This is a genomic window from Lysinibacillus sp. VIII_CA, from assembly GCF_049943995.1.
GTDB classification, from domain to species: Bacteria; Bacillota; Bacilli; order Bacillales_A; family Planococcaceae; genus Lysinibacillus; species Lysinibacillus pinottii.
In genome coordinates this window covers 254,439-272,473 of sequence record NZ_JBNFXM010000004.1, presented here as the reverse complement: position 1 = coordinate 272,473, position 18,035 = coordinate 254,439, and the positions used below count along the sequence as shown (strand labels likewise).

The window sequence follows — 18,035 nt, the reverse complement described above, 5'->3', positions numbered from 1 at the left end:
TACTGAATATTAATTTATAATGATATGACAAGAGTTGGAATGATTATTAACAGGAGAATGATAGATGAAAATAGTAATTGCAGAAAAACCAGACCAAGCTGCCAAGTTAGCTGCTCCCTTTTCTTTTACTAAAAAGACAGGATATTTTGAAGTCAAAGCCAACTCATATTTCCCAAATGGAGCAATTATCACATGGGCAATTGGGCATCTATGTGAATTAAAAACACCCGAAGAATATGATTCTACATGGAAAAAGTGGAAGTTGGAAACATTACCCATTATCCCCGATCGATTTGAATATAAAGTCTCTAAATCTAAGTATAAACAATTTACTATCATCAAAAATCTAGTTAAAAGAGCAGACATTCAGGAAATTATTATCGGTGGAGATGCGGGTCGTGAAGGGGAATTAATTATTCGTACCATTTTGAGGGTATGCGGTGTAAACAAACCGATGAAGCGATTATGGATATCATCCTTAACCGAAAACTCGGTAAAAAATGGCTTCTCTAATTTACTACCTGAAGCACAAACGAAGGATATTTATTACGAAGCTTTAAGTCGTTCCTGTGCAGATTGGCTAATTGGTATTAATACGTCGAGATTATATACGGTCCTACTTAAGAAAAACGGTGTCAAAGATGTCTTTTCCATTGGCAGAGTACAAACCCCAACCCTTGCATTAATTGTTCATAGAGAACATGAAATCGCGAATTTTAAATCAGAGCCTTTTTGGGAAGTCGAAGCAGTCTTTCATTTTGCAGGTAAGATGCTAAAAGCAAAATGGCACAAAAATAATATGTCAAGAGTATTGGAAGAAAAACAAGCGATAGCCATCGCTAATTTCTGTCTACATAAAAATGTAGACATCACAAAAATAATTAAAGAGACAAAGGAATACGCACCGCCTCTTTTATTTAATTTGTCAGGGTTACAGGCTACAGCAAATAAGGCTTATAAGTTTTCACCACAAAAAACTCTTGATATTTTACAAAAGCTTTATGTAAAAGGTTTAGTTTCATACCCAAGATCTGATTCACAGTTTTTAACAAGCGAAGAAGCCAAAACACTACCAACTATATTAAACAATTTGAGCAAAATGGATAAATATAAAAACCTTCTGCCTCCCCCAATAAACTCCATTATGCATAACAAAAGATATGTAAATGAGAAAAAGGTTACGGACCACCATGCAATCATTGTGACAGAACAGATGCCTAATCTTAGTAAGCTAAGCATGGAAGAAGAGAAGATTTACGATTTAGTAGCTAGACAAGTCATTGCAGCACATTATAACCATGCCATTTTTGCTTACACCACCATTCATTCGCTTGTCGATAAACGAGCAGAGTTCATATCGAAGGGGAAGGAGCAAATCGAGGAGGGCTGGCGTAAAGTCATTTATCCAACTAAAGATAGTTCATCTCAAGAAGAGGAAGAAATGCTTCCCCTGCTTCATGAAAATGAGCTAGGAACTGTGGCTCAAGCTAGCGTTAAACAAGGGGCAACACAGCCACCTAATAGATATTCAGAAGGTCATTTAATTACATTGATGAAAACAGCTGGTAAACATCTTGATGATGCGGAATTAGAAAAGGTTTTGTCTAAAACAGAAGGTTTAGGGACTGAAGCAACACGAGCGGGTATTATTGGTACACTCAAAGATCGACAGTACATTGAAATAAAGAAAAATCAAGTATTTGCTACGTCTAAAGGTATGCTATTAATTGAAGCGCTCGGTGAAAACAGCCTATTAACATCACCCTCCATGACGGCAAAATGGGAGCAGCGACTAGCTGAAATTGGTGAAGGACATGCTTCTCCCCAAGCATTTATGGAGCAAGTAAAAAAGCTTACCTACAAATTGATTACCGATGCACATGAACGCGAAAAAGCATGGACATTCGATCAAAAGGAAGTCGAAAAAATCAGTGCCAATAATCCTTATCAAAAGAAATATAAAAAAGAAAAAACCGTTGTCGGAAAATGTATTCTTTGTAATGGCTCTATTATAGATCATGGAACTTTTTACGGTTGTTCAAACTATAAAGCTGCAAACTGTAAATTTTCTGTGTCCAAGAAAATTCTTAGTAAAACCATTTCACAGACGAATGTAAGAAAGCTACTAGCCACTGGTGAAACAGACATGATAAAAGGGTTTAAGAAGGGACAAAAAACCTTCAATGCGCATCTTATTTGGGATAAACAAGAACAAAGCGTACATTTTAAATTTCCTCAATAATAGAGCATTTAGGCGGGAAGGCACTTCAAAGGGCGATATATTTATATCGCCCTTTCTTTCCCACTACCTCAAAAGAAATATGTTAAAGCATTGCTTCCAGAGGTTATTAGCGCTAATAAACCTGCAAGCATCATCCATAGCGCATATCGGTTTTCTTCCTGTTTTCTCTTGCCTATCCAAAATAAAATGAAGCTGATGATTAATAAAACACCCCCTATTATTGCACCTGTAATAATCCCAATCATCATGCCCATTTCCTATTGCCTCCTTATCTTCTCATCAAACTATTTGTTTTAATCTAGTTTCATTGTATCTATCAGTCATCACTTTTTTCTTACTCATTCCTTACATATTCATTAAGTTATAAACACTTCTATCCGCCACCAAACTAAAAACACCTTAATAGTTACACTATCAAGGTGTGGTTCGTCAATTGACTAGCTAATGTAAATACCTGATCCATGCGCTCATCCTCTTCTACCCTTCAAAAAAAGAACATACATATCGATATGTATGTCCCTTTCCCTCTTATTTCAAATACGTATTTAATACTTGGTCCATATGTGCATTGAGCTTATTAAGATCAACTGCTGATACTGGCTGATTCACAAGCTGATATTTTTCTTTCAGCTGAATGATTCTACGGACACTGTCATTAATTTGCTGCTCTGTGATTTCCCCGTTCTTTACGGCTGCCTTCAATGCATCTATGGCCGCTGTGACATTGGCGAATTCATGGGCAATTAAAATAATATCATTACCCGCCTTCACAGAATCTACAGCAGCTTGCCCAATATTAAAATGATTCGTAATGGCCTTCATCGTCATATCGTCAGTCATTACAACCCCATCAAAGCCAAGCTGATTTCTTAAAATCCCAGTAATAATTTCCTTTGACATCGATGAAGGGTATTGTTGATCGATTTTAGGTAATAAAATATGACCGACCATAACCACATCAACGCCTTTATCAATCGCCGCTTTAAATGGAATAAGTTCTAGCTTAGTTAAATCGTCTAGACTTTTCGACACTTTGGGTAGCTCTAAGTGAGAATCTACTGATGTATCACCATGACCAGGGAAATGCTTAATGACTGGAATTACCTGCTGACTTTCTAACCCCTGCATAGTCTGAATTCCTAATTGACTAACGATATCAGGCTTATTAGAGAACGAACGATCACCAATAATCGGGTTGTTCGGATTGCTGTTCACATCCATTACAGGGGCGAAGTCTAGATTGAAGCCAAATGCCTTTAATTGTTCCCCTAATAATTGACCAATCTCATAGGAGAATTGTGCTTGATTGATTTGCCCAATCTTTTGGTTCGTTGGGAAATTTTTTAACGGCCCTGGTAATCTGACTACTTTGCCCCCTTCTTGGTCAGTTCCCAAAAATAATGGTAGTCGATTAGTCCCGTTCGCTGCCATTAGATCATTCATCAGTGAGACTGTTTGCTGTGGTGTTTCAAGATTATTGGCATAAAGAATCAATCCTCCAACCTTGTAATCACGAATTAAACTCGTTGTCTCTTGCTGAAGTGATGTGCCCGAAACACCGGCAAACATCATTTGACCCAGCTTTTCATCCAATGTCATCTGGTTGATTGTCTCTGCTATATCATCCGTTATTGCTGTATAGACAGAGATGTGATGAACAGCAGGATTGGCATCACCGTCAGTCGGCTTTGGCAAAATCCACTTTAGTTGATAGTGGTCGTTAACCTGATACACTAAAATAATTTGATTGGTCTTTGTGTCCTGATAATAGCGGACCTCATCAGGCTCGCCCAATTTATTTTTAATATCTGCTAAATGAATATTCCTTATATCTGCTTTAAATGAACGGATATCGAAAGCTTTTGTACTTTGAAAGCCAATCGTTATCTCTTGTTGAAGAAAATCCTCGTATTGTCCATTAGCGGACTCCGTTACTTGCTGAGGGTCCCCCCATTGCTGATGAACCGTACGGCTATCTGACTCCCCTGCGACAAATGGCACATCAGGTACTTTTCCTTCTCCTGCTAGGTTGACAATATCCTGAATGACTACGTCAAGATTTCCGGTATCGCCGCCCTCAGTTGCATAATCGCTATGCTCCTGGACTGGGGGTGACTCCGAATTTCTAGTCGTTTGTGTGGCTGGTCGCATCTTCATACCGATAAAAAAGAGCAAACCCATTAAAACCAGCACAAGAAATAGGAGCAAGCCACGTCTTCTTTTATGCATGAAAAAACCTCCTCAATCCAACCCTAAGAATCATAAATCATTCTACCAGCTAACGTTATCATATCTAATGAATGAATACAAAGCATGTGAAATCAACAGAAACGATTCACTCTTTAGAAAATATTATCGTAAGCTAGCAAAAATACGAAGGAAAATGTTAAAATATTCTCATAAAGGGGGAGGCAAGGTATGGGAAAATTGAGTAAAAGGAATATATTGTGGATTGTACCAATCGGCATTTTAGGGGTATTTTGGTACTTCTATGGTCCACAAAAGGATATTACTGACAATGAATATATTACATATGTAAAAAACTATACTTATGAAAATAGTACAAAAACTTTAGAAAATGGCTTTGCTGCTGCCTGCGAAAATCCCTATTGGGTTTATTTTGAAACACAAAAAAGACAGGATGTAGTCGAGTTCAAAGGAGATTGCTCCGTTAATAATAAGGTTGCAAAGGTCAATGTGCAATTCCTTGTTGACAATGATAGGACAAATGTTCAATCAGGTGCAATGTTAGTGGATAGTAAAATGCAGGATGAATCGGATCGCGATCAGTTTTTGCTAGCATTAGTTAAATAATTAACATCCCCCCTCATCATTAAAACAGTGAGGGGGATTTCTGTTATTTCCTCATCTTGATTTTTAATTGCCAACATTGAATTATTCTGAATGATTACGAAAGATAAATAGATCATCAGGATTCCAAACATGCAAGTCGTCAGCAAGATATCCACGTAGCCAAAGTACTCCATCTATTTTTCTAATGTAAAATCCTTTAGGAAAATCCTCCTCATCACTTACGATTTCTGAGGCAATTGTGATGGACCCAGAAGGCGCTCGATTTTGTTGTTGAGGATTCCCTGATTTACTTTCAGGTTGGTCTAAATATGCAAGTCTTACGTAAGGTCCGACCTCAAGAGGACATAAATCCAAGCCAAGTTTGTTTGCTTGTTCAATAAGCTGAGGCATCGTGGCTCCATCAGGAAAACCAAGATTTCTAACAGCAAGTTCAACAATTTTTAGGCTATACTTTCTTTCAGAAGTAATAAATTTATCATCAGATAATAATTTCTCTCCGTAATGATTCATCGAGATAGAATGCTCTTGTAACTTTTGAATTAGCTGCCATTTCGTTAGTCCACCAACCTCTATTGACTTAGCAATAACAGGGCAATCAGGATAAATTTTCAATTGTATCACTCCTTATTAATAAGCACCACATTATACATTTAATGAAAATAACGACATTCAAATCTTTTTCCTCTGCCGTTCGCTTACGTACATTTGTTCACGGTATCTTTCACATATAGTCTAAGAATACGGCTCCTGTCATGATTAAAAGCACAATTCTTGTTGCAGAATTGCGCCTAATTGTTAAGAATTGTTATTCCATCAATCTACCTAGTGGCTACTTCTTTTTTTAATAAAGAATAGATAAACGTATCATATGCTTTTTCATTTTGCACCATATAGTCTCTTAGAATTCCCTCTTGCTGAAAACCTAGCTTCAGCAGTAACTGATTGGATGCTTCATTTTCTATATACACAACAGCCCCAATCCGCTGTAAATTCATGTGTTCAAAGCCATAGGCGATTACTTGCTGAATGGCTTCTTTTATATATCCCTGTCGCCAGTAATCTGGATGGATTTCATAGCCGATTTCCGCTCGTTTGTGTGGAGCAGACCATAAATGATAACCAATCGTACCCATGACTTCGCCAGTTTCTTTACGCTCAATACCCCACCGTATGCCTCTCTTTTCCTCATAGTTTTTGTCAAAAAGCTTGATTAACTGTTCAGCCTGCTGTTTTTCAATAAAAGGTTCCTGCCCATAATAGCGTGTTACCTCCACATTGGAAAGGCAATGAAAAATGGCAGGTACATCAGCCTGCGTCAGTTTTCTTAATTTTAGTCGATCTGTTTCTAACTTTAGAAACATCCTTCTTCCCCCCTTCGCCACTTCTATATCCTTTAATCTCAAGCATAAAGGCGACTTCTCATACACCATGATCGATACATACTATCACCTATTACAAAAAAATATATTTATTCCATCTTATGAAATTCCCATTTTTTGCACAAGTCATTTCTCTTAAATTTTAATAGAAATAACAAATATTACTATATAAAATTTATAAAATAGCTTATAATAGAAAGCTGACTATGCACTCCTACATTAAGCATATAAAGGTGATTTCAACATGCTATCTTATGAACGTATTCTAATAATGGTCCCGCCGGTTCCCTAGCTACGCTTTCTACTTGTCACTAACAGAGTAGAATTTGCTTGTAGGAGGGCAATATGTTGAAAAAACAGGCTGTACCATCTTTATTGTTAATGATTGTTCTTGTGGCGTTCCCACAAATTAGTGAAACCATTTATACACCATCTCTACCGGACATTGCAGATGCACTTGGTGTATCCAATAGTTCTGTCCAATTAACCTTAAGCATCTATTTTATTGGATTTGCATTCGGTGTTTTTAGCTGGGGATGGATTTCTGATTTTATTGGCCGAAGACCTGCCATGTTAGGCGGTTTAGTTTTTTATGGAATCGGGAGCGCATTATGTTTTTTTGCGGACACAATCTCCTTTCTCATTGTAAGTCGTTTTATTCAAGCATTCGGTGCTGCTACTGGCTCTATTATTACGCAAACCATTTTGCGAGAAAGTGTAGCCGGTCATAAACGACATGCAATGTTTGCACAAATTTCCGCAGTCATTGCGTTTACTCCTGCGGTAGGACCATTGATTGGGGGCTGGGTGGATCAAGCACTTGGCTTCCGGGCAGTATTTTTTGTCCTAGTGGTCATGAGTATATGGTTGTTCAGCTATGCCTTTGTTAGGTTACCTGAAACGACGCAACCAACTGCTAGGCAAAGAATAGCGATTTGGCCTGTCGTCAAACGCATTTTCGCTTCCCCGACCGTTCTTGTCTACGGTTTGGTCATTGGGGGCATTAACGGTGTACTATTTAGCTATTATGCGGAGGCACCTTTTATTTTCATTGATTACTTTCAGATGACGCCGGGTCTCTATGGTTTTCTTGGCATCATCGTAGCATTGGCCTCGATTATAGGGGCTATGATTTCTAAGCGACTTATCACCACACGTTTACCTCAACAAATTATTCATATAGGTTGTTCGGTGATGTTGATAGGGACTTTCCTCTTAATAATTGTCTGTACTTTGCCATTGCCTACAAGTATGCTAGCCATAGGCATTATGGGTACAGTTTTTATCTTGCTGTTAGGCTCGGGCATTGCTCTTCCTAACTGTTTAAGTCTAGCATTAGTAAACTTTCAGGACGTCATTGGAACAGCAGGCGCCATCTTTAGTCTCGGCTATTACTTGCTTGTCAGTGTGATCACATATGGTATGAGTTTGCTTCACAATGAATCCTTGCTGACGATGCCACTTTATTTCTTGGGATTAACGACCATGATGTGGTTAAGTGCAAAAAAATATATTCGATAATGGATGTTAGCGGGCATCTTATCTACTAAAACAAAAATGCCACCCTGTTTTACAGGGTGGCTTCTTTTTTATTGAAAATAGTGATCCACAACTTCTTGTGCGGATTGAAACACCTTATTGCTTTGAGTCTTATAAAGGAATTTTGGATTCATACAGGCTTTCTCAAGACTTTTGGCTTGCTTTAACTTATCTGTCATTTGCTCAATAATATCCGTATAGCCGTCAAGCTGATTCGAGATTTTAGGTAGCATAATAGGTGAGATATCTAACACAATTGATACCTGATCCTCTGCGTAGCTATTTAAATTAATAAAAAAGCATTGTTCCAGATGCTTAGAATGTTTATCGATATTAATGACCGCCTTTTGAAAATGGGCGATGAGGCCTGTGGAAGTTTTCGTAATGTTAAAGCCTTGCTCTGTTAGATGTTGTTCAACGAGCTGTAAAAAATGATCAACCTCAGCATCTAGTTTTGGCGTGACCGTTGATTGGATTAAATCATCACAATTTTGATAAATTGTATCAATCTCAGTCTGTTTTTCAACAAGTATTTTAAAATTGGACATTGAATACACGCTTCATCTCCCCTTTTTATTAAGGTAGACATTCATGTAACGTTTTAGTCATAGACATAAAAAATTAACCAAGCTAGGGAGGTTCCTATGATAAGAAATTCTGTCAAAGCCATCATCCTCGTTGATGGTGAAATCTTGCTGATCAAAAATAAAATTTCGGAGGAACATTTTTATCTTTGTCCTGGAGGTGGACAAGAGCATGGTGAAACATTTCATGCGACTCTCCAACGAGAATGCCTTGAAGAAATAGGCGCATCTGTGCATATTGGAGAGCTTCTTTTTATCCGCGAATATATTGGGAAAAATCATGAGCATGCTGCCTTTGACGCGGATGTTCATCATGTAGAATATTATTTTCTATGTCAGCTCCATGAGCAATTGCCCCAACCCACTAATCCAGATAGTCACCAAATTGGGACAGAATGGGTCTCAGTGGCAAGGCTCCACGAGTTCCCACTATATCCCAAATTATTAATTCCACAGCTTCAGCGATATGAGCAAGGGCTACAAACCACTATTTATTTAGGTGACATCAATTAGAAAAGGCTGCCTATTTTTAGAGACAGCCTTCTTTAGCATTAAATGTTTTGACCATTGTATAGTAGCTACTGCCAGGCGGATAATCTTTTATTTCCCCCACTACTTGATAGCCTCTTTCCTCATAAAACGTACGAGCTTGGAACGAATAGGTTGTAAGCAAAGCCTTCTTAGCACCCATTTCCTGTGCGGCTATTTCTACCTGTGCTAGCAGCTTACTGCCCAAGCCTTTTCCCCGATACGCTTCTTGAAACCAACATTTATGTATTTCCAGCCATCCCCAATAAACTTCAGCGGTCAAACCACCGACCCATTGCTGTTGTTGATCCGTTACGATCAAATGGAGAGGACGAACCGCTCCCTTCTGTCTACTTTCCCGATGATATGGAGAATGCTCATTATTAAAGCTACGAATTTTATCATGTGAAAAATTCGTAAAATCATCGTACGGTTCTTATAAAATAGAAATATGCGTATCGATATGAAGTTTCTCCTAATCCTGATAACGTTTCAATAGTTTATCCTGATGCGCGACAAAAATTTCCTCAAGTGGTATATCATATTGATTGGCAATGACAATAATATTCCCTATTACATCGCCTAGCTCCTCAATGAGCTCTTGCTTATTTTCCTCATAGGTTGGTGTAATTTCATCTGGTCGATCTCGGCCAATTTCTAATGCTCGTATTGCTCTAGCTACCTCACCAGTTTCTTCAGCTAAAAAGCCAATTCGTGTAAATATGTTAAGCTCTGACCACCCGCGGCTTTCATAGTAGTCCTTTACCCAATGTTGAAACTCATTTAACTCCATTTTCGTTCCCCCTCCATTTCTTTCCTATTCAAATTAAATTATACTATAAAAGAATCTCATCAGATATGGAGGAGTCAACAATGAAAAGTATCGCAGTATTTTGCGGATCTAGTATCGGCGCTTTAGACGCCTATCGTGAAGGTGCAATTCAGCTAGGGAAAGAGTTAGCCAAACGTCAAATTACCCTTATTTATGGTGGGGCAAGCGTCGGCATTATGGCAACAGTGGCCAATACCGTGCTACAGGAAGGTGGAAAGGTTATTGGTGTGATTCCTACCTTGTTAGAGGAGCGTGAAATTGCTCATCAGCAGTTAACAGAGCTGATTGTTGTCAACACCATGCATGAACGCAAAAGTAAAATGATGGAACTAGCAGATGGCTTTATCGCCCTGCCTGGTGGTCCTGGTACACTAGAGGAATTTTTTGAAGTGTTTACTTGGAATCAAATCGGCCTCATTCAAAAACCTTGCGCCATTTTCAATATTGAACAATATTTCGATTTATTAATCTCATTTTTTGATCATATGCAACAGGAACAATTTTTAAAGGCCCAATATCGGGAAGCCTTAATTGTTGAGGCAGAAGCTACAGCGCTTTTAGATCAATGTCAAAATTTTGTTCCTCCCGCTATAAAAACCTACGAGCTAAGCAAATAATCAGGTGGTAAGGGTAGTCATCCTTTTATTCGACTATGCTTACCACCCTTTTTTTATCTCGTCGCATCTCGCTTTTTCACCACGAATACAGCTACCAATACCATAATGAGCTTCACCACCATGATGATTACATATACACTAAATGATAGTATGGTCGGTAATAAAACAAGCCACCATGACCAAGTAATAATATCCGTTACCTTTAATAGGACAAAAACAATAGTCAATACTTCTGCAATGCCCATCTGTTCACCACCTTTGTATGTATGTTCACTATGTAGTAACTATATTCCTCAGTATAGGGGATGATAAAGATATTTCATGTAACAGGAGGAAGTACCATGTATCCTTTAGTTTGTACTTTTAAAAAAAGTTGTGTAGGCTCAATCAGAATTTGCATTTCCAGCCAAGCATAATCTGAAAGATAATGAATTTTTAACAGACAAACCATTAGCAACCATAACGAAGAGAAGATTTCTCATCATCATAGTTTGTCACTTTCACAGTCATGATCCACGTTCAAAAAAATAATATGAATAATGCGCTACATGTAATGGCACATTACTTATAGGAGGTGGACAAATTATGTCTAGAATTATTGGGGTTGAAGAGTCTTTATCCAATATTGAAGATGCTTTAAAAGCGAAAGGCTATGAAGTCATCCAGCTTCGAAATGAAGAGGATGCTAAAAAATGTGATGCCTGCATCATTACTGGTCAGGACCGAGACGTCATGGGGATTAGTGATCCAATTATAAAGGGTCCTGTCATTGATGCGAATGGGCTTTCAGCTAACGATGTCGTTCAGCGTGTCGAAAAATATTTCCATTAATGATGAAGTGCTGTCGCGTAAACATGGCGAGCAGCACTTTCTTATTTGGTTTTTTCCTTACATACTTATAATCTCTACTTATAATACACCTATTAGTTGTACAAAATAAATAATAGGAACTTTAAAAAGTAGGGAGACATATGAGCCAAAAAAATATACTGCTTGTTATTTTAATGCTTACGACCACACTACTCATGTCAGGCTGTTGGGATGTAACAGAACCCCAACGGATGTATTATGTGCAAGGTGTTGGTGTTGATTATAAGGATAATGAATATATAGCGTACATCCAACTTATGAACTTCGCCAACGTAGCAAAAACTGAACAATCGAACCCACAAGCGGCACCAACTGAAGTCGGTAAAGCTACAGGAAAAACTATCGAAGAAGCCATTTATAAATTGTATCGTTCAATGGACCAAGAAGTTTTTTGGGGACATATGACCTTTCTCCTTTTCTCGGAAAAAGCAATGGAAAGTGAACATGCCATTCCCATAATCGACACTTTTTTACGCTTTCGAGAAACAAGATATCATATTTGGGTCTATTGTACACAAGACCCAATCGATGAAGTATTATTAGTAGCCCCTATTCTTGAAAAATCGCCGACTGCTACCAAATTGAGTAATCCTAAAAATACTTCGAAACAAGAGTCGTTTATAGAGCCTGTTAACTTGAGACAGCTAGTTATTGGCTTGAATGAGCCGAATCATGAAATGAAAGTCCCATTCATTTCTATCAATCAAAACTGGGAAACGGAAAAGGAATCCCAAACTGAAACCGCTTTTGCAGGTGTTGGCATTCTTTCAAAGAACGGTTTCAAAGGCTTTATTAAAGGCAATACAGCTCGAGGAATTGAATGGATGAATGATGCAACGAAGCAAGGGGAAATTACGGTAAAATTAGACAATAGCGAGGAGCGGGACTACTTAACTGTTGATATTAAAAAATTAGATGTCAAGGTCAAACCGATTGTGCGAAACAATCAAGTGAAATTTGAAGTGTATTTAAAATTTAACACCATTTTGAATGGCTTTAAAGGGAAAGTGACACCGAGTCAGGTCAGGAAAAAGGTGGAGAAAGAAGTCAAAAAGGAAATTATGGCTACTTTTGAGGAAGGCTTAAATTTGGATGCAGACGTCTTTCGTTTGTCAGAATATCTCTATCGTGACAATGTGAAGGTATGGAAAAAAATACAGAAGGATGGCAAAATCCCTTTAACCAAGGAATCCATCAGTAAAATCGATATTCATATCAACAAAGTAAGCCCTGGGCGAAAATCGTTTGAAGAAACTCTTACCGAATAACAATAATAGACCACCCAATAATTGGAGTGGTCTCTTGTTTATGATAGCACTTGATGAAGCTGATCCAGGACCGCTCCTCTACTTATGCCCCCGTGATAGCAAACAACCGTCTCAATTTCGAGGTCTAGGTATTTTTTTAAAGACTCCTGAGCTTCCGCCAAATCTAATACGGATGGCTCATGGATACCCACAATATGGCCATCAACACTGTATAGCGAGTCTCCGGCAATTAACGTTTTGCTTTGTGTCAAATAAAGGCTAATATGTCCCGGCGTATGCCCAGGTGTATGGATGATTTGAATACCTCCACAAAACGGCAGTTCCTCACCATCACTTAAAGTCTTATCCACTCGCCCCTTAGGAGGATTCTCTAAATGTGCATCTTTTAATAAGGGTAGTTCCCCTTGAATATAAGGTTGCTCTAGTGCATGCGCGTATATTCGTATTTCCTGTGCACATGTATCTATTAAATCCGGCAGGCAACCAATATGATCCACATCCTGATGCGTGAGAATGACCGCCCTTAGCTGGTTCAATGAAACACCAACCTGTGCCATAGCCTCTCGCAATTCTTCCATTTGTCCAGGAAAACCTGCGTCTATTAAAACAGCCATATCTTGATCCCACAAAAGCGTAGGATGAATCATGAATCCTTGATAATTCAGTTCCAGTACCTTTACGCCTTTCGATATTTCTATAGCATTCGCCCCCCTTTGCCAAACATGAAGAGATAATGTGATCCTCTATTTAGTTTCTGCTTTCAGACTAAAATTTCCTGCCAACCCCATCATGGACTTTAAAATTTTGTAGTCTGTATGTGATTATTTTTTCTCGTTCTCTTAGCATCTATATAAACGAACAGAGCAACAAGTAGAAAGCTTAGACTAACAAGACGGAAAATCATCTCTACACTCATCCATTCAGCTAAAAGCCCTAATAGAAAGGCACTAATGCCAACTCCACTATCAAAACTAGAAAGAAATGTTGCATTAGCCGCACCACTTTTTGCCTCACTGACTTTTTGAACAGTCCATGTTTGTAAACAAGGCATAACTGTTCCATAGCCTGCTCCGAACAGGATGGCTGCGATAATAAGCAACCAACTATTAGTCGCGTAAGACAACACTATCAATGATAAAAACCCTACTACTGCTGACACAATGATAATAGACCATGGCCCCGTTTTATCAAACCATTTTCCTGTAAAGGGACGTAGTAAGGTGGAAACAATTGCATTGATAAGGAAAAATAAAAAAATATGATCTAATCCTCTTTGTTCGCCGTATAGCACTAGGAAGGTAATAATTGCACCAAAGCCAAGCGTCGTCATAACAGTCAATAATGCTTGAAACCATACTTCTTTCTCAAAAATTGCTTCCATAAATTGAAATGGCTGTTTCTCATGCTTAACCGGTTCAGCCGAATAAACAAATTGAAGTGCTATCACTGCCAAAAGGCAAAGCATGCAAGAAGAATAGATTAATATACTGAAAGAAAAAGAATGATAGAGTAGAATGCCTAAGCTAGGGGCAATAATAGCTCCTACGGTTGTCGAAATAGAAAAATAGCCTATCCCTTCACCTAATCTAGTTTTAGGAATTAAATCCACCGCCATTGTACTATTTGCAGTAGTCGACACTCCCCATGTGGCTCCATGGAAAAACCGTAACAGTAGAATGAGCCAAATCGTGTTCATAAAGGGATAAATGATTGTAATAATCATTAGCGTTATGCCTGCCCCCATAGCTAAACCTTTTCTATTGTTATCGACTAAATAATAGCCTACAAAAGGTCGAATGATAATAGCGCCTATTGTAAATACTGTAGTCACTAACCCTACCTGAAAGGGAGAAGCATGTAAGCTCATCAAATAGGCAGGTAGAATAGGTAGTAACATTTCAAATCCTATAAAAGTTAAAAAGTTACTCATAAATAATAAAAGAAATGCTGAAGTAAAAATAGTTTGTTTATTCATTTTAAAATTCCTCGCTTCTAATTAATCTTTTAAATTAGAAGCGCTTGGCACACTGAAACATTCCTAAATTGCCTTAACTTTTTCAGCAATAGTCTCACCCTTTCAAAAATTTTTTGGTCAATTATTTTTTCAAAAACGCAAAAAGACGCCAGAAAACCGGCGTCAGGAAATGCATAGAGTATTTTAAAAAAACTTTATCTATTAAATACAAGGGCAAAAAGCTTCCGGTTGCTGAATTCTATATGAAGTTTCGCTAAAAAAAGACAGACTGGTCCCGTTGAATTGACATCAGCTAATTGTAAAAATGTCTTTACTTCCATTGCAGCCATTCTAAAAATAGTATCCATCACTTTTTGCCTCCTTTCGAAATATCAATACATTATAATCTAATACAAAATAATTAAAAATGCAAATTCAGTTTTCCACCATCACAATCATTTAGCGCCACTTCGTACAACCTAGGAACTTATCTGTGCACAATATACCCCACCTTACGTGGAGCCACTACGTTTTGCTTTTCAACACTTTTCATACGATCATCTGGATTTTTTTTCATAGGAGTTATCAAAAGTTCAAACATGGTTAGTTGTTTAGCCATATTCATCCCCCCTTATGATTTTTAAAAATGTACATACTATTGCCTACTTTTCTTATATATGATTCATAACTCGTTTTTATACTAGCCATTTCCTTTCAAAAGAGAGTCATACTCAAAAAAATATAGACAACTTTATCCCTAGTTCTTTCATTTAAATAAAAAAGAGCAGCCTGATTTACACATACTAATCAATCTACTAGGTCTATTCTACAAAAAAAGAATAGAGCTGCTCATTGCTCTAATAAATAAAATATAGGAAGTAAAAGGTATCCTACTAGTAAAAGGACTGGCATCAAGGAAACAATTAAAGCCACTATTTTCAACTTCCCTTTTTGGCTAAAAAGAGCGGCTAGAAATGACGCTAATATTAAGGAGATGACCACAATGTCCCCAATTTCAGAGGTTCCATTCACTACAATGGGGGTAATAAAAGCAAAAAGAATGAACAAAGAAAATAATAACAATGAAATCATACTCAAATATTTTCTAAACACCATTACTTCACCCCTTATGGTTTTTTTTTCCATTATTTCAACATAAATCATTTCATTTCTTATTCAACTAAACCGCTCAGAAGCTAAATAAAAAAGAGCTGCACATGCAACTCCTAAGCTACTACCTACACTTCAACTGTTTTAACAACACTTTTTTATAAAATTCGTGCAGTCTTCCCGTCGATAATTTTAACATGTATATACGACGAACCTCCACCTTGAATAAAATGGTTTGGCACTTCAGATACATCAAGGAATTCCTTTATATGAATGGACTTTTTACGGTTAGGCTCAATCGTCACAAAATAAGGACCAGCTACATTCATGAGCGACTCCATACGCTGTCCTTTTTCCGTTAAATGATCATCTAAAAACTCTAGCTCAAATGACACCGCTTCATTACTTCGATTTTGTAATTCAAGATGACATTCCCCCTGTAATATATGTTGGCTAACTACATCAAATTGGCATTCGCCATTCTCTGTATAGGAAATCGCCATGATGCCGCTAGCGAAAGTCTCTTGATAGATGGTTATCAGAAGTAAAGGGAAAAAGGTAAAGGTGATTAGCACTACACCAATCGAAAGCAGATGGAATTTTTTTATACCTTTGACCAATAAAATCACAGCAAGGATAAAGAGAACTGAACCAAGTATACCAAGCAACACATAGCCCTCATCTTTGAGGATAGGAAACGACATAAAAGAAATTCGAGCATTCAGCATTTGATAATTAGGAAATGGGAAAAATAAACACATACAAATTCCTAAAAGGATAATGGCAGTAACAAGCGCCTTTTTATTTCTTATCATTTTCCCCCTCCTCTTGTACAAATGAAAATAGGCGATGCTCCATTTCTACTTTTGCGCACATAATTCTCTAAAATTACATCCTCGACAATGCCATTTTTCTTGTGTTTGTTCAAAATCCACAAGGTCTACAGGCTCGTTGGAAAAAATATCGGCTTGATAGTTAACTATAACTTTCATAAAGTTTCAGTGTAAATCAAAAGCTCTATTTAATAACGATTTTCAATCATTGTCTCGGCTGGATAGCTGTTTCTTCAACGCGCTCCCCCTTCGTAACAATATGGGGTTGAATAGTATCGTGGATAATTTGTGGTGTGATGAGTGGTGTTTGAAGTATTTCTCGTTTATCTGCTGTTTGGTAGATGGCTCTACCTTTTATCATTGGTAATGCCTCTGCTCCCTCTGCATCCAGTACAACACGTGAAGCAACTGCCGACTGCACTCTGAAGCACAGTTTTGCATCAGCATTTTGCTTAACCTGCCTTGGTATAACATCACCTACTGGATACTGTGTGGCTACAACCAAACGGAATCCAAGTCCAGCACCTAGCCTTGCTATTTGCGACATAAGCGTCTGGCACTCTAACTTTAAGCGTTTCTCTTCCTTTGTGACTGCTTCTACTGCATTCAGTTCTCCTACCTCGTCAATGACTACAAAGTAACGTTCTTTTATTTCTGTCTGTTGTACGTTTTTCTTACCTAGTCGCTTTACATCACGTTGTATTTCACGCATCTTGTCATATGCCATCTGTAGAGTGTCATGGGCCTCATATGGTTCGTATGCAATCGAAATCGTTTGTTTCATATTTTCATAGTCGCACAGTTCCACTCCACCTTTTAAGTCGATTAAATAGAAGTTAACAGACGATGGTTCACTATGAACTAGCGATGTAATAATCGAATTGATGAAGTTACTTTTGCCGTATCGAGTCGCACCACCTAAGACGCATGCGGCACCAATTCAAAGTCATGATACTTAAACTCATTCTTTGCCCTAGTAACGCCTACAGGCCGCCAACCTTTACCTAGCGTGAATGGCACTTCCTTCGCTAATGGCTTATCGTACACACATACAATTAATAAACCATCATAAGATAGTTCAATTTCCTTCTGCTCTATAAGCTTTGCCTTCCACAATTGTTGTAGCTGCAGAAGAAGGTCTTTGTTTAAATCCAGTTGTCTTAAATCATTAAAGGTAATATGCTTTCTACGATTATTCAGACCATCCTCAAAGACATGCTGCTTGGCTTCATAATCAGTGAACGAACGTCCAAGAGGGATCCTGAATTTGTATTCCCATCCCCATTCATACTGTTTTTTCTTAACAAGCTGAGTGGTCAAAGTATCCTTGCCATCTCGAACGTTTAAACCAGCGAGCGACATTATCCTCTGGAGCTTCCCACTATCATTAGAGGACATTCCCCTACTCTTTGAGAAAGCTTTTAATGCAATTCCACCCATTCACGAAGTTGTTAAAATTTCAAAA

Annotated in this window: 22 protein-coding genes and 1 pseudogene; 7 read left to right on the top strand and 16 right to left on the bottom strand. The window is 37.9% G+C overall.

The annotated features are described in order from the left end of the window. Window positions 1-64 precede the first annotated feature (64 nt). Complete coding sequence (locus ACP3VS_RS08680) at window positions 65-2,242, top strand: DNA topoisomerase III (RefSeq protein WP_426388553.1); 2,178 nt, start codon at window positions 65-67, stop codon at window positions 2,240-2,242. Between the two features lie 68 nt (window positions 2,243-2,310). Here the strand turns inward: ACP3VS_RS08680 and ACP3VS_RS08675 are convergent, their stop codons facing one another. Together ACP3VS_RS08675 and nagZ are read right to left on the bottom strand one after the other, a co-directional pair. After that, window positions 2,311-2,496 carry a hypothetical protein gene (locus ACP3VS_RS08675; RefSeq protein WP_036166283.1) on the bottom strand — a complete coding sequence of 62 codons (186 nt, stop codon included), beginning with the start codon at window positions 2,494-2,496 and terminating at the stop codon, window positions 2,311-2,313. A 274-nt stretch (window positions 2,497-2,770) separates the two neighbouring features. Beyond that, window positions 2,771-4,471, bottom strand: coding sequence for a beta-N-acetylhexosaminidase (gene nagZ / locus ACP3VS_RS08670; RefSeq protein ID WP_426388552.1), 1,701 nt, complete (start codon window positions 4,469-4,471; stop codon window positions 2,771-2,773). Between the two features lie 189 nt (window positions 4,472-4,660). On the opposite strand from nagZ, the gene ACP3VS_RS08665 reads away from it, so the two are divergent. After that, window positions 4,661-5,056 carry a hypothetical protein gene (locus tag ACP3VS_RS08665; protein ID WP_012294071.1) on the top strand — a complete coding sequence of 132 codons (396 nt, stop codon included), beginning with the start codon at window positions 4,661-4,663 and terminating at the stop codon, window positions 5,054-5,056. An 81-nt stretch (window positions 5,057-5,137) separates the two neighbouring features. Here ACP3VS_RS08665 and ACP3VS_RS08660 read toward each other — a convergent pair whose 3' ends face one another. Both ACP3VS_RS08660 and ACP3VS_RS08655 read right to left on the bottom strand, forming a co-directional pair. Continuing rightward, the gene (locus ACP3VS_RS08660; protein ID WP_036166290.1) at window positions 5,138-5,668 is read right to left on the bottom strand and encodes a hypothetical protein; all 531 of its coding nucleotides are present in this window, start codon (window positions 5,666-5,668) and stop codon (window positions 5,138-5,140) included. Between the two features lie 206 nt (window positions 5,669-5,874). Further along, entirely contained in the window at window positions 5,875-6,417 is a 543-nt protein-coding gene (locus tag ACP3VS_RS08655) for a GNAT family N-acetyltransferase (protein ID WP_426388551.1), read from the bottom strand. A 366-nt stretch (window positions 6,418-6,783) separates the two neighbouring features. Between ACP3VS_RS08655 and ACP3VS_RS08650 the strand changes: the two genes are divergently transcribed. Next, window positions 6,784-7,956, top strand: coding sequence for a multidrug effflux MFS transporter (locus ACP3VS_RS08650; protein ID WP_207890052.1), 1,173 nt, complete (start codon window positions 6,784-6,786; stop codon window positions 7,954-7,956). Window positions 7,957-8,024: 68 nt separating this feature from the next. On the opposite strand, the gene ACP3VS_RS08645 is transcribed toward ACP3VS_RS08650, so the two are convergent. Further along, complete coding sequence (locus ACP3VS_RS08645; RefSeq protein WP_031419823.1) at window positions 8,025-8,522, bottom strand: hypothetical protein; 498 nt, start codon at window positions 8,520-8,522, stop codon at window positions 8,025-8,027. Window positions 8,523-8,618: 96 nt separating this feature from the next. Between ACP3VS_RS08645 and ACP3VS_RS08640 the strand changes: the two genes are divergently transcribed. Next, window positions 8,619-9,071 carry an NUDIX domain-containing protein gene (locus tag ACP3VS_RS08640; protein ID WP_426388550.1) on the top strand — a complete coding sequence of 151 codons (453 nt, stop codon included), beginning with the start codon at window positions 8,619-8,621 and terminating at the stop codon, window positions 9,069-9,071. A gap of 16 nt (window positions 9,072-9,087) precedes the next feature. On the opposite strand, the pseudogene ACP3VS_RS08635 reads toward ACP3VS_RS08640, so the two are convergent. Both ACP3VS_RS08635 and ACP3VS_RS08630 read right to left on the bottom strand, forming a co-directional pair. Continuing rightward, a pseudogene (locus ACP3VS_RS08635) lies at window positions 9,088-9,486 on the bottom strand (GNAT family N-acetyltransferase); the annotation flags it as partial. A 75-nt stretch (window positions 9,487-9,561) separates the two neighbouring features. Then, window positions 9,562-9,879 carry a MazG nucleotide pyrophosphohydrolase domain-containing protein gene (locus tag ACP3VS_RS08630; protein ID WP_012294064.1) on the bottom strand — a complete coding sequence of 106 codons (318 nt, stop codon included), beginning with the start codon at window positions 9,877-9,879 and terminating at the stop codon, window positions 9,562-9,564. An 80-nt stretch (window positions 9,880-9,959) separates the two neighbouring features. Between ACP3VS_RS08630 and ACP3VS_RS08625 the strand changes: the two genes are divergently transcribed. Beyond that, window positions 9,960-10,535 carry a TIGR00730 family Rossman fold protein gene (locus tag ACP3VS_RS08625; RefSeq protein WP_031419819.1) on the top strand — a complete coding sequence of 192 codons (576 nt, stop codon included), beginning with the start codon at window positions 9,960-9,962 and terminating at the stop codon, window positions 10,533-10,535. 53 nt (window positions 10,536-10,588) lie between these two features. On the opposite strand, the gene ACP3VS_RS08620 is transcribed toward ACP3VS_RS08625, so the two are convergent. Continuing rightward, window positions 10,589-10,780: a hypothetical protein gene (locus ACP3VS_RS08620; protein ID WP_012294062.1), complete on the bottom strand. Its 192-nt coding sequence runs from the start codon at window positions 10,778-10,780 to the stop codon at window positions 10,589-10,591. A 340-nt stretch (window positions 10,781-11,120) separates the two neighbouring features. On the opposite strand from ACP3VS_RS08620, the gene ACP3VS_RS08615 reads away from it, so the two are divergent. Beyond that, window positions 11,121-11,366 carry a YkuS family protein gene (locus tag ACP3VS_RS08615; RefSeq protein WP_012294061.1) on the top strand — a complete coding sequence of 82 codons (246 nt, stop codon included), beginning with the start codon at window positions 11,121-11,123 and terminating at the stop codon, window positions 11,364-11,366. A gap of 140 nt (window positions 11,367-11,506) precedes the next feature. Further along, window positions 11,507-12,673 carry a Ger(x)C family spore germination protein gene (locus ACP3VS_RS08610; protein ID WP_099805235.1) on the top strand — a complete coding sequence of 389 codons (1,167 nt, stop codon included), beginning with the start codon at window positions 11,507-11,509 and terminating at the stop codon, window positions 12,671-12,673. 38 nt (window positions 12,674-12,711) lie between these two features. Here ACP3VS_RS08610 and ACP3VS_RS08605 read toward each other — a convergent pair whose 3' ends face one another. The 8 genes from ACP3VS_RS08605 to ACP3VS_RS08570 form a co-directional block, all read right to left on the bottom strand. Then, window positions 12,712-13,371 (bottom strand): MBL fold metallo-hydrolase, encoded by a 660-nt coding sequence (locus ACP3VS_RS08605; RefSeq protein ID WP_426388556.1) that lies wholly within the window; start codon window positions 13,369-13,371, stop codon window positions 12,712-12,714. Window positions 13,372-13,469: 98 nt separating this feature from the next. Then, the gene (locus tag ACP3VS_RS08600; RefSeq protein ID WP_426388549.1) at window positions 13,470-14,648 is read right to left on the bottom strand and encodes an MFS transporter; all 1,179 of its coding nucleotides are present in this window, start codon (window positions 14,646-14,648) and stop codon (window positions 13,470-13,472) included. A 194-nt stretch (window positions 14,649-14,842) separates the two neighbouring features. Next, window positions 14,843-14,995, bottom strand: coding sequence for a hypothetical protein (locus ACP3VS_RS08595; protein WP_012294057.1), 153 nt, complete (start codon window positions 14,993-14,995; stop codon window positions 14,843-14,845). A 119-nt stretch (window positions 14,996-15,114) separates the two neighbouring features. After that, window positions 15,115-15,246 (bottom strand): hypothetical protein, encoded by a 132-nt coding sequence (locus ACP3VS_RS08590; RefSeq protein ID WP_257216143.1) that lies wholly within the window; start codon window positions 15,244-15,246, stop codon window positions 15,115-15,117. 230 nt (window positions 15,247-15,476) lie between these two features. Continuing rightward, window positions 15,477-15,743 carry a histidine kinase gene (locus ACP3VS_RS08585; RefSeq protein WP_099805238.1) on the bottom strand — a complete coding sequence of 89 codons (267 nt, stop codon included), beginning with the start codon at window positions 15,741-15,743 and terminating at the stop codon, window positions 15,477-15,479. A gap of 152 nt (window positions 15,744-15,895) precedes the next feature. Continuing rightward, window positions 15,896-16,552 (bottom strand): hypothetical protein, encoded by a 657-nt coding sequence (locus ACP3VS_RS08580; RefSeq protein WP_197149466.1) that lies wholly within the window; start codon window positions 16,550-16,552, stop codon window positions 15,896-15,898. Between the two features lie 223 nt (window positions 16,553-16,775). Then, entirely contained in the window at window positions 16,776-17,444 is a 669-nt protein-coding gene (locus tag ACP3VS_RS08575; protein ID WP_281487145.1) for an FtsK/SpoIIIE domain-containing protein, read from the bottom strand. A 44-nt stretch (window positions 17,445-17,488) separates the two neighbouring features. Continuing rightward, window positions 17,489-17,968: a hypothetical protein gene (locus tag ACP3VS_RS08570; RefSeq protein ID WP_426388548.1), complete on the bottom strand. Its 480-nt coding sequence runs from the start codon at window positions 17,966-17,968 to the stop codon at window positions 17,489-17,491. Between the last annotated feature and the right edge of the window lie 67 nt (window positions 17,969-18,035).